This is a genomic window from Streptomyces sp. NPDC102514, from assembly GCF_055584525.1.
In genome coordinates this window covers 92,183-103,542 of sequence record NZ_JBVJLW010000019.1, presented here as the reverse complement: position 1 = coordinate 103,542, position 11,360 = coordinate 92,183, and the positions used below count along the sequence as shown (strand labels likewise).

Here is an 11,360-nt window from a genome sequence, read left to right as displayed (position 1 = left end):
TGTCCGCCGCCCGTTTCGGCCGCGTGCCCAAGGATGGACAGAACGGGAAGATCCCTGACTCTTCTCTCCACGCACTTCACCCCATCAGGTGACTCACCCCCCTGGTGGCCGCACAAGTCCTTTCCCGAAGGCGTAACGGACGGCTTGAGCACGGCCCTTGAGTCCCGTCTTGGCGAAGAGGTTGTTGATGTGGGTCTTCACCGTGGCCGTGGACACTTGCAGCCTGCGGGCGATCTCCTGGTTGCTCAGACCCTCGGCGATCAGCACCAGCACCTCCTTCTCCCGCAGGGTCAGCCCGTCCGGAGTCTCCTGCGCGGGCACGACGGCCTCCGGTTCCGACAGTCGCTCCAGCAAACGCCGCTGGATGACCGGCGAGAGCCCCGCGCCCCCGGAGAGCACGCTCCGCACGGCTCTGACGATCTCGTCGCCGCTCGCGTCCTTGGTGAGATAGCCGCGGGCACCCGCCCGCAGAGCGGGAAACAGCGACTCGTCGTCCCCGAACGTGGTGAGCACGACAACCTGGGTCCTCGGGTGCTCGGACCTGATGCGTCTGGTCGCCTCGGCTCCGTCGCAGCGGGGCATCCGCAAATCCATCAGCACCACGTCCGGGTCCAGCTCGGCCACCAGCCGTACGGCCTCGTGCCCGTCGGCGGCCGCACCGACGACCTCGATCCCTGGCAGCAGACCGAGCAGCATCACGATGCCCTCGCGCACCACGGTCTGGTCGTCCGCCACCACGACACGGGCCGGCGCGGCACCGTGCTCCTCCGTCATACGGGCACCTTCAGCGTCACCACGAACCCCTCCTCGTACGGCCCGGCCTCCAGCGAGCCGCCCAGCAGCTCGGCCCGCTCCCGCATTCCGAGCAGACCGTATCCGGCGCCGGTGTGGGTGAATTCCCCCGGTGGCGCGCCCGAGTCCCGTACGCGCAGGGTCACTTCGTGCGGCCCGTACTCCATCCGTATGCGGACCTTGGCGCCCGGCGCATGCTTCCGGACGTTCGTCAGCGCCTCCTGGGCGACTCTGCGGACCGCTTGGGACACCTCGGCCGACAGCAGTCGCTTTTCACCCGTGACGGTGACGTCGGCGCTGTCGGACTCGGCGACGAGCTCGCTCAGGAACTCCTCCAGCGGAGACAGCTCACCGCGCAGCGCGGAAAGCGCCTGCCTGGTCTCGGCGAGCCCTTCACGGGCCATTCTTCGCGCGTCCACGACACGGTCGAGGACCTGGTGCTTCTCGCCTCCTCCCTCGATCAGCAGCCGGGCCGCCTCCAGGTGCACGAGCTGGGCGGAGAGACTGTGCGCCAGTACGTCGTGGATCTCCCGCGCGATCCGGGCCCGCTCCGCCAGTGCCGCGGACTCCGCCTCGGCCGCCCGCGCCGCACGCTCCTGGGTGAGCAGCCGCTGGGTGCTGCCTCGGGCCTCGGCGTCCAGCCGGAGCACGTAGCCGGCCAGGGCGATCCCTCCTGTCGTGGCCACGGTGGGCAGCAGGCCGTCGTGATTGACGGCCGCGTACGCCCCCAGCGCCGCGCAGGTGGCGGGGAGTGCGGCCAGCAGGGGCAACCGCTCCATCGCGATGACGCCGCACACGCACCACAGGACGAGTGCGGGCGTGCGGAGCCCGACACCGTGCGCCACCACGGCGACGGCGAACAGCAGGGCCAGCAGCCCGAGGGAGGGGAGGAGCCGGTGGTCGAGCGTGGTCCTCGTGAAGCCCCAGACCCCGAATCCGCACGCGAGGACTCCCAGGACAGCTGCCGCGACGCCCCAGCCGTGCAGGTCGCTGTCCTTGAAGGTCGCCACCAGAAGAATCCCGACGGCGAGGATGCGCGAGGCCAGCGTGAGCGCGTGCCGGGCCCTGTGCACCCCCGCTCCGGAGAGCGCCTCGCGAGAGGGCCAGCGCTGCCAGACGTTCTCCGTCACACGTGCTCCTTCCGCAAGGGGCGCGGCACGTCCGCACCGTAGGCCGCGCTCTGCCCGGTCACCGGGCGCAGTCCCTGCGCCCGCCAGGCCAGGATGCCGGAGCGGACGAGCAGCGTCAGAGCGAGCCCGAGAAGGAGCGCCGAGGTGTTCTGGTGGAGGCCGAACGCGGCGCCGAGGCCGACCAGGCCCGCCCGCAGGGCTATGCCGGTGATCCAGACGCCGACGCCGGCCTTTGTGCCCTTGCTCCACACCTCTCCGTCCGGCGTGGCCCAGACGCGGGTGGTCCATGCCCAGCCGAGGCCGGTGACCAGGGCGACGAGGAGTTCGACGCCGAGCAGGAGAGCGGATGCGGTCCGATGGCCGGGATCCAGCAGGCCGGGCTCGCGCACGGCGAGAAAGACGAGCACCCCGGGCACGACCCACCAGCGCCTGTCCGCGTCCAACTGCCGGGGGCGGAACTGGCGGGCGATCACCAGGACGACTACGGCGACAATCGCCAGGACATCGACAAGCCCGGACATCACGGCCTCCGTGAGCGAGGAAGGAAGGCGCCGGCAGCGAGTGCTGCCGACGCCTTCGACGCTACGGAAACGCGCCGGTCCGCGGATCGGAGCAGGGGTGGATCGTGGGTGGATCCCGGCGACCGCTGATCTCCACCCGCGGGTGGAGGCAATGCCCTGCGCGCTTCCCCGCGCCCTCACAGAGCTGTGCGGTCCGACGGGGCCGACCGGAGTTCCGGCCGGCCCCGTCGGACCGCATACGTGTCGGTGGGACCGCCTACGCGTCGATGCGCGAGCGGTCCAGCGTCGCCGCGGAGCTGGAGATGAACTCCTTGCGCGGAGCGACGTCGTTGCCCATCAGCAGATCGAACACCTGCTCGGAGGCTTCGAGGTCGGTGATGTTGATCCGGCGCAGTGTGCGGTGGCGCGGGTCCATGGTCGTCTCGGCCAGCTGGTCTGCGTCCATCTCGCCGAGACCCTTGTAGCGCTGGATGGAGTCCTTGTACCGCACGTTCTTCCGCTGGAGTCCGAGCACGGTCTCCCGAAGCTCACGGTCCGAGTACGTGTAGATGTACTTGTCCTGGCCCTTCTTGGGCTGGCTCAGCTCGATCCGGTGCAGCGGCGGCACCGCCGCGAACACCCGGCCGGCCTCGACCATGGGCCGCATGTAGCGCTGGAAGAGCGTCAGGAGCAGACAGCGGATGTGCGCGCCGTCGACATCGGCGTCGACGAGCAGGATGATCTTCCCGTAGCGGGCGGCGTCGAGATCGAAGGTGCGTCCCGAACCCGCTCCTATGACCTGGATGATCGCGCCGCACTCGGCGTTCTTCAGCATGTCCGACACGGACGACTTCTGAACGTTGAGGATCTTTCCGCGGATCGGCAGGAGGGCCTGGAACTCGGAGTTCCGGGCGAGCTTGGCGGTGCCGAGCGCCGAGTCGCCCTCGACGATGAACAGCTCGCTGCGCTCCACGTCGTCGCTGCGGCAGTCGGCGAGCTTGGCGGGCAGCGAGGAGGACTCCAGTGCCGTCTTCCGGCGCTGAGCGTCCTTGTGCTGGCGGGCCGCGATCCTCGTACGGGCGGCGGCCACGGCCTTCTCCAGGACGACCCGGGCCTGTGCGGCCGCGTCCCGCTTCGTGGAAGTCAGGAAGGCCTTGAGCTCCTTGGAGACCACGTTCGTCACAATGCGACGAGCCGCGGAGGTGCCGAGCACCTCCTTCGTCTGCCCCTCGAACTGGGGCTCGGCGAGACGCACGGTGACAACGGCGGTGAGGCCTTCCAGGGCGTCGTCCTTGACGACGTCGTCCTCGGCTACGCGCAGCAGCTTCTTGGTGCGCAGCACTTCGTTGATGGTCTTGGCGACTGCCTGCTCGTAGCCCGCGACGTGGGTGCCGCCCTTGGGCGTGGCGATGATGTTCACGAACGACTTGAGCGTCGTGTCGTAGCCCGTGCCCCAGCGCATCGCGACGTCCACACCCAGTTCACGGGTGACTTCGGTCGGAGTCATCTGTCCGTGGTCGTCGAGGACCGGGACCGTCTCCTTGAAGCTGCCCTGGCCGGAGAAGCGGAGCACGTCGCAGACGGGCTTGTCGGAGGCCAGGTACTCGCAGAACTCGCTGATGCCGCCGTCGAAGCGGAAGGACTCCTCGCCCTTGCTGCCGCCCTCGCCGAGCCCGTACTCGTCGCGGACGACGATGGTCAGGCCGGGGACCAGGAAGGCGGTCTGCCGGGCGCGCTGGTGCAGGTTCTCCAGGGAGAGCTTGGCGTCCTTGAGGAAGATCTGGCGGTCGGCCCAGTACCGCACGCGCGTGCCGGTGCGGGCCTTGGGGACCCTCTTCAGCTTGCGCAGGCCCGAGGACGCGTCGAACGTGGCATCGGCGCCGTCGCCCTTGAAGGCGCCGGGCGTGCCCCGCCGGAAGCTCACCGCGTGGGTGTTGCCCCCACGGTCCACCTCGACGTCCAGGCGGGCCGAGAGCGCGTTCACCACGGAGGCGCCCACGCCGTGCAGGCCGCCGGAGGCCGCGTACGAGCCGCCGCCGAACTTGCCTCCGGCATGCAGCTTGGTCATCACGACTTCGATGCCCGAAAGACCGGTTTTGGGCTCGACATCCACCGGAATCCCCCGGCCGTTGTCCCGCACCTCGACAGAACCGTCGTCATGCAGGGTCACGTCGATGTGGTCGCAGTACCCTCCGAGGGCTTCGTCCACGGAGTTGTCGATGATCTCCCAGAGGCAGTGCATCAGACCGCGGCTGTCGGTCGATCCGATGTACATGCCCGGGCGCTTCCGCACGGCCTCAAGACCTTCGAGGACGAGCAGGTGCCGCGCGGTGTAGTTGGAACCGTCACGGTCTGCTCCGGTCAGCAGGGCTGTGGACGGCACGGACGTCTCGGCGGTCACGCGGTTCGCTCCTCGCTGAATTTCAGTTGGGGCCCTTTTGGGTAAGGGTCCGGCTTCGGTCACCGGTCTGAGGGTACCGAGGCCTGGTAGAGCCGTTGTAACGCCACCCTCGCCCCAAACGCAGACTAGTCCAGAGTCGCATGCTTGTTCGATCCCTCGTTGGAGTGAAGTACATATCACGTTCCCTTCCAGGCATGAACCATTTAGGCTCCGGGCACGTCCTCAAGAACAACCGGCAAGCCAGCCGGTGAGGACTGAACCTGACAGAGCGCGAACCCGTAAGACACGAAGACACGCAATACGGCTCATTCGCCGCCAACCGGCAGCAGACAGCCGACTCGGAAAGATTTTTTTCGAGGAAGAGCCACGAGCGGGAACGTTTTCGGCCTGGTTGGATGTTGACCCTGGTACGACAGCTCGTCGAGCTAGAGAAGAGGCGACGTGACTACTGTTCTGACCCCCGCGAGCCCACTGACGGCCGCTGACCGCTGCGACCGTTGCGGCGCCCAGGCATATCTGCGCGTCGTCCTCCTCAACGGTGGTGAACTGCTCTTCTGCGCCCACCACGGGCGCAAGTTCGAGCCGGAACTCAAGAAGATCGCCGCTGAGATACAGGACGAGACGGAGCGGTTGACGGCCGCCCCGGCAAGCGCCAATGACGAAGAGCACTGACACTTCGCGCAGACGACGAGCCATCTCCGGCACAGGCCGGTGACCGGGCGGCCGCCCCTGATTCCAGGGGCGGCCGCTCGCGCTCGTGGCTGCGGACAGTGCGATTCTGCCCACGAAAGCCGTCAGACGGCTCTCAGCGGCCCGCTCCGAGCGCTGTGGCGGCCCCTGAGGCCCGCGTATAGACCCCAGGGCTGCCGACCCGCCCACAGCCGCTCCCCCACGACACAAGGCCGATCAGGCGCCCCTGAGCGACCAGGGGACCGCCACTGTCCCCCTGGCAGGCGTCGCGGCCACCACCCGTCTCTCCGGCGCACAGCATGGAGCCGGCGAGATAGGTGCCGTCCGCACTGCCCGGATAGGCCTCCTCACAGACGGCGTCGGACAGCACCCGGACATGTGAGGCCCGTAGAGAGCTCGCATAGTCCCCGCTGCCCGTCGTATCGCCCCAGCCGTACACCACAGCTTCCGTACCGGGCTCGTACGCGGCGTCTCCGGCGCCCGCCAGGCGAATGACCGAACCGGCGGCCAGCGGCTCCGAGAGGGTGAGTACGGCGAAGTCCCCGGCATTCGTGTAGCTGTCGTGCCGCGGATTGATCCAGATGTCGCGTACCGCGATCTCCTTGCCCCCGGCCGACCGCAGGTCTCCGCGACCCGCGACGATCCGCAGATCCCGGACCCGGCGAGGAGGAGCGCCCAGCACTTCCTCGCCCAGGCAGTGGGCGGCCGTCAGCACCGTCTCCCGCCCGATCACCACTCCCCCGCAGAACTGTCCCGCGCGTGTTCCCCCGAACCGGTCACGGCTCGACAGGGCCACCATCCAGGGGGCCTCGGCGATTTCCACCGGGTAGCCGCCGATGACGACGTCGGCCGCCGCGGGGGCCGGGGATGCCAGCGGTATCACGGCCGCCGTGGCCACGAGGGCCAGTGCGCGGGCGAAGGTACGACGCATGCGCGCTCCTCACTCTGGGGTTGTCACGAGACACCCAGAGTGATCCAGTCGGCGGCGCTCCGCACTCCGCACAGACCGAGGGCCCGGCTCCCATCACGGGAAGCCGGGCCCTCGATGACGTACTGCGGCCGAGGCCTAGTCCAGGTAGTCGCGCAGTACCTGCGAGCGCGACGGGTGACGCAGCTTCGACATCGTCTTGGACTCGATCTGGCGGATGCGCTCGCGCGTCACGCCGTACACCTTGCCGATCTCGTCGAGGGTCTTCGGCTGACCGTCGGTGAGACCGAAGCGCATCGAGACGACGCCCGCCTCGCGCTCGGACAGGGTGTCCAGGACGGAGTGCAGCTGCTCCTGGAGGAGCGTGAAGCTGACCGCGTCGGCCGGGACGACCGCTTCGGAGTCCTCGATGAGGTCACCGAACTCGCTGTCGCCGTCCTCACCCAGGGGGGTGTGGAGGGAGATCGGCTCACGACCGTACTTCTGGACCTCGATGACCTTCTCGGGGGTCATGTCGAGTTCCTTGGCCAGCTCCTCCGGAGTGGGCTCGCGGCCCAGGTCCTGAAGCATCTGGCGCTGCACGCGCGCGAGCTTGTTGATGACCTCGACCATGTGGACCGGGATACGGATGGTGCGGGCCTGGTCGGCCATGGCGCGGGTGATCGCCTGACGGATCCACCACGTGGCGTACGTCGAGAACTTGTAGCCCTTGGTGTAGTCGAACTTCTCCACCGCGCGGATGAGACCGAGGTTGCCCTCCTGGATGAGGTCCAGGAAGAGCATGCCGCGGCCGGTGTAACGCTTGGCCAGGGAGACCACCAGGCGGAGGTTGGCCTCCAGGAGGTGGTTCTTGGCGCGGCGGCCGTCCTCGGCGATGATCTCCAGCTCGCGCTTGAGCTTCGGCGCGAGCTTGTCGGCGTTGGCCAGCTTGTCCTCGGCGAACAGACCGGCCTCGATGCGCTTGGCGAGCTCGACCTCCTGCTCGGCGTTGAGCAGCGGGACCTTGCCGATCTGCTTGAGGTAGTCCTTGACGGGGTCGGCGGTGGCACCGGCCGCGGCGACCTGCTGCGCGGGCGCGTCGTCCTCGTCCTCGTCGGACAGCACGAAGCCCTGAGCGCCGTCCTCGGTGGGCTCCTCGCCGGCCTTGGCCGTACCCGGAGTCTCCTCGGTCGCCTCGTCGTCGCCCTGCTCGGCGTCGGCGTTCTTGGCGGTGGTCTTCTTCGCCGCCGTCTTCTTGGCGACGGTCTTCTTCGCGACCGCCTTCTTGGCGGTCGTCTTCTTGGCTGCGGCCTTCTTGGCGGTCGCATCCTCGGCGGGATCGTCGACCTCGGGCATCACCGGCGTGGCGGTGGCGGTGGCCTTCTTGACCGTCGCCGTCTTCGCCGCGACGGTCTTGGTGGCGGTGCGCTTGGCGGGACTCTTCGCTGCGACGCTCTTCCGGGTGCGCTTTGGCTCCGCGGCACTGACCATCAGCGTCACACCCTCTTCCTCGAGGATCTGGTTGAGGCTGCGCAGTACGTTCTTCCACTGAGTGGCCGGAATCTGGTCAGCTTCGAAGGCCCGACGCACGTCATCGCCGGCGATCTGCCCCTCAGCCTTTCCCCGCTCAATGAGCGCCATGACAGAGACGGACTCGGCGATCTCCGGCGGGAGCGTACGGGATGTGCTGGCCGACACGAACAACCTCTCGGAACGTTGGAAAACGGCTTCCGGCCCCGTCCACTGCGGAGAGGAGCCGACGACCGCCGACTTTGGAATGGGCCGACGGCGCGGGCGGGAGCCGGGAAGGGACACAGCGCCTGGAGCGGCGCCCATATTCCCTACTCGGCTGTCACCTCTTAGGTCATCGCGCTGTCCCGAAGAGTGTTACGCCCAATCTGCGTGGCCCGAGTCACACCCCGTAAGTGCCTAAAAGTGGCCAGATACGGTCAGAGGTGGTCAGCGGACTGTTCCAGCATCCCATCGCACCGCCGGGCCCCACCGGATCCTCCAGGAATCCGGTGGGGCCCGGCGGCAGACGGTTCGCCGGCCGAACGGTGCCACGCGGGGCGAACGCTCCCGACCGCGCCACCAGCGGTACGCGATCAGTGCTCGCGCGGCGCGGGCACGACGCGCTCCACCTCGGGGTGGACGGTGAGCAGCTGACGCATGGCCGCCTCGGCGCCCGAGGCATCGCCCGCCGCGAGAGCGTCGGCGATGCGTGCGTGGTACGAGAGGGAGGCCTCGTTCGGCCGGTCGCAGCCCGCGATCGGGCCGCCGGACACCTGGAGCGCGGCCGACACGATCCCGGAGAGGTGCTCCAGCATGCGGTTGCCCGCGACCTGGATGAGCAGCGAGTGGAACTCCGCGTCGGCCCGCGAGAAGGTGAGCGCGTCGCCCTGCCCCATCGCATGGCCCATGATCTCGACCATGTCGGTGAGCCGCTGCTGGACCTCCGGGCGACCATGCCCGGCGGCGAGGCGGGCGGCCAGCGGTTCGATCGTCCAGCGCAGCTCGCTCAGCTCGCGACGCTGGTCGTCGCGCTGCGGACCGAAGGCGCGCCACTCGATGATGTCCGGGTCCAGGAGGTTCCAGTCGCTGACCGGACGCACACGCGTGCCGACGTTGGGGCGGGCACTGACCAGGCCCTTCGCCTCAAGGACACGCAGGGACTCACGCACTACGGTGCGGGAGACCTCGAATCGCTGGCCGATCTCCTCGGGGACCAGCGGGCGGTCGGCGCCCAGGTCACCGGAGACGATCATCTGACCCAGCTGCTGAACAAGTTGGCCGTGCAGGCCGCGGCCGCGGCTTCCGGCGGCACGACGGCCCATGCGGCCCAGGTCCGGGTCCGTGGCATCCCACACAGAGCTGCTGACGCGGTCTGCGCCGGGGCCCTCCGCAAAGGGGTAGCGGTCGAGTTCGCCCGGACCGGTGAGGCCGGAGTCTGCGGAACGGGCGGCGGTCATCATGGCGTGCGCAAGGGTAGTCACGGATCATTTGTCGGCGTCGTCTCCAACTCCCTTGAGGTCTTTGGTGAAAAGCACACGAAAGGGTGATCGCTCACCCCGTCGCAATTGACGCCTTATCGGAAAGAATTGGGCGTTCTGCGTGGAGTTGTGCACATGAGGGGAACACACGTGCACGGACGGTCGTCATCGGACCCGGCTCCGCAGGGTCGTGAGCAGATATGCGCAGAGCAGAGCAGTGAGTGACAACATCAGTGCGCCTGCGACGGGTTGAGCGATCACCTCTGCCGCGGCGACCACATAGTGCTCGCCCCCGAACGGCCACCGCACCAGCACGAGCTCACGCAGCCGGGTCGAGAGACCGGCAGCCGTCCGGACTGACGGCCCCTCCAGAACCTTCTGCACGATCGGTACGACCAGGATCGGCACGGCGAGAACCGCCGCGAGACCGGCGGTGGTGGACCGGAAGATCCCTGCCGCCAGAACCCCGGCCCAGGCGCAGCCGATCACGAGACCGACCCAACTGGCACCCAACGGGATCCAGTCCGGCGGAACTCCGGTCAGCTCCCGTCCGTAGAGGATGTGGAGCAGTTCGGCATTCAGGCCCACCACGCCGAGAGAGAGCGTCAGCGCGGTGGCCGCCGCGACGACGAGTTTGGCGGTCAGCAGCCCCAGGCGGCGGGGGACGGTACCGCGGTCCGTGGCCAGGGCGGGGTGACGGAACTCGTCGCCGAAGGCGAAGGCGCCGAGCAGCCCCGCGCCGAGCGCCGCGGGCGGCAGGGGAAAGTCCCGCGGCCACGCGGCGAGCAGCCGCGACTGCGGCGTGTGTCCTGCCCTGGCGAGGAGTACGGAGATGAGGGCGGAGACGACGAGCACGGCGGCCGCGGTGAGCCAGCCCGTACCGACCCCCGCCGCGCGGCGCAGCTCGTAACGCAACGGCCGCAGGGGGCCGGCGCCCTGGCGGACGGTGATGGGCGGTGGCAGGGGCGACAATTCGCGCGCGCCCCGCACCCCCGCGCTCCGCACCGATGTCTCGACGTCAGCCTCACCCTCGCGAGGACCGGTCTCCGTTTCCGGCGCGGACGCCGCCCCCATGTCCCCCACCTCGTCGGCGAGTTGGTGTACGAGGATGCCGTGGCGGTAGGCGGACTCGCCGATGTCGGCACAGGTGCTGCCGTACACGGAGAGGCGATTGCCGTCTTCCCGCACGACCTCCACGGAGCACCGGGCAGTGCGTGCCTCCTTGATCAGCAGAGCGCCGAGCCGTGCGGCGTGCGGGCTCCGGACGGCGACGCGGGGCCGGAGCCGGGTGCGTGCGAAGTCCGCGGCCTCCTGGTCGGCGACGAGCCTGCCCTTCTCCAGCGTGACGACCCGGTCGGCGGTCCGCGCGGCCTCCCTGGGGTCGTCCGTGGCGAACAGCACGGTGCCGCCCGCACCGGCGTGGGCGCGCAGCACTCCGTGCAGCCAGCGGCCTTCGCGAGCGGCGAGCCCGCCCGTGGCACCGTCGAGCACGAGGGTGTGCGGATCGGAGAGCAGGGCACAGGCGAGGCCCAGGCGGCGGTCCATACCCCGCGAGAGAGTTCCCAGCCGTTCGTCGCGCAGGCTGACGAGGCCCACCACCTCCAGGACGTCGTCGGCACGCTGCGCTGGTACCCCCGCCGCGGCGCACAGCATGCGGAGTTGACCTCGGACCGTGCGCGCCGGGTGGCCGGGAACATCGCCGAGAAGAACGCCCACCTCGCGCGAGGGATGGGCGATGCGGTGCAGCGGGCGACCTCTGAAGTAGGTGATTCCGCGGCCCTGTTGCAGTTCGAGCATGAGCCTGAGAGCGGTCGTCTTGCCTGCGCCCGGGGCTCCGAGGAGCGCCGTGACGTGGCCGGGGGACGCCTCGAAGGAGACGTCGTCGACAGCGGGAGGAAGCTCCTTGCGGGCGTTGCTGGTCAGTCCGATGGCCTGGATCACCCAACGCAA

The 11,360-nt window shown here is 69.2% G+C and carries 9 protein-coding genes; 1 reads left to right on the top strand and 8 read right to left on the bottom strand.

All coding sequences use genetic code 11. The features are described 5' to 3' along the window. Positions 1-93: 93 nt before the first annotated feature. The 4 genes from ACZ60E_RS37325 to ACZ60E_RS37310 form a co-directional block, all read right to left on the bottom strand. Positions 94-774, bottom strand: a complete 681-nt coding sequence (locus ACZ60E_RS37325) for a response regulator transcription factor (protein WP_469446345.1) — start codon at positions 772-774, stop codon at positions 94-96. Further along, positions 771-1,922 carry a sensor histidine kinase gene (locus ACZ60E_RS37320; protein ID WP_384798626.1) on the bottom strand — a complete coding sequence of 384 codons (1,152 nt, stop codon included), beginning with the start codon at positions 1,920-1,922 and terminating at the stop codon, positions 771-773. The genes ACZ60E_RS37325 and ACZ60E_RS37320 overlap by 4 nt, the downstream gene beginning before the upstream one ends. Further along, positions 1,919-2,443 carry a DUF1453 domain-containing protein gene (locus tag ACZ60E_RS37315; protein WP_469446343.1) on the bottom strand — a complete coding sequence of 175 codons (525 nt, stop codon included), beginning with the start codon at positions 2,441-2,443 and terminating at the stop codon, positions 1,919-1,921. Before ACZ60E_RS37315 ends, ACZ60E_RS37320 begins: the two co-directional genes overlap by 4 nt. Positions 2,444-2,699: 256 nt before the next feature. Next, complete coding sequence (locus ACZ60E_RS37310; RefSeq protein WP_384798632.1) at positions 2,700-4,823, bottom strand: DNA gyrase/topoisomerase IV subunit B; 2,124 nt, start codon at positions 4,821-4,823, stop codon at positions 2,700-2,702. A gap of 441 nt (positions 4,824-5,264) precedes the next feature. Between ACZ60E_RS37310 and ACZ60E_RS37305 the strand changes: the two genes are divergently transcribed. Continuing rightward, positions 5,265-5,495: a DUF7455 domain-containing protein gene (locus tag ACZ60E_RS37305; protein WP_107021495.1), complete on the top strand. Its 231-nt coding sequence runs from the start codon at positions 5,265-5,267 to the stop codon at positions 5,493-5,495. A 133-nt stretch (positions 5,496-5,628) separates the two neighbouring features. Here the strand turns inward: ACZ60E_RS37305 and ACZ60E_RS37300 are convergent, their stop codons facing one another. The 4 genes from ACZ60E_RS37300 to ACZ60E_RS37285 all read right to left on the bottom strand — a co-directional run bounded on the left by ACZ60E_RS37300 (position 5,629) and on the right by ACZ60E_RS37285 (position 11,351). Further along, entirely contained in the window at positions 5,629-6,444 is an 816-nt protein-coding gene (locus ACZ60E_RS37300) for a serine protease (protein ID WP_469446341.1), read from the bottom strand. Positions 6,445-6,579: 135 nt separating this feature from the next. Next, entirely contained in the window at positions 6,580-8,118 is a 1,539-nt protein-coding gene (locus tag ACZ60E_RS37295) for an RNA polymerase sigma factor (RefSeq protein ID WP_385834808.1), read from the bottom strand. A 407-nt stretch (positions 8,119-8,525) separates the two neighbouring features. After that, positions 8,526-9,413, bottom strand: a complete 888-nt coding sequence (locus ACZ60E_RS37290; RefSeq protein WP_384798641.1) for a FadR/GntR family transcriptional regulator — start codon at positions 9,411-9,413, stop codon at positions 8,526-8,528. A gap of 162 nt (positions 9,414-9,575) precedes the next feature. Next, positions 9,576-11,351 carry an ABC transporter ATP-binding protein gene (locus ACZ60E_RS37285; protein ID WP_469446339.1) on the bottom strand — a complete coding sequence of 592 codons (1,776 nt, stop codon included), beginning with the start codon at positions 11,349-11,351 and terminating at the stop codon, positions 9,576-9,578. Positions 11,352-11,360 lie beyond the last annotated feature (9 nt).

What these genes read in the sequence shown, in the direction of transcription:
- ACZ60E_RS37325 (WP_469446345.1), bottom strand. Translation starts at nt 774, where the DNA reads ATGACGGAGGAGCACGGTGCCGCGCCGGCCCGTGTCGTGGTGGCGGAC.
- ACZ60E_RS37315 (WP_469446343.1), bottom strand. Translation starts at nt 2,443, where the DNA reads ATGTCCGGGCTTGTCGATGTCCTGGCGATTGTCGCCGTAGTCGTCCTG.
- ACZ60E_RS37300 (WP_469446341.1), bottom strand. Translation starts at nt 6,444, where the DNA reads ATGCGTCGTACCTTCGCCCGCGCACTGGCCCTCGTGGCCACGGCGGCC.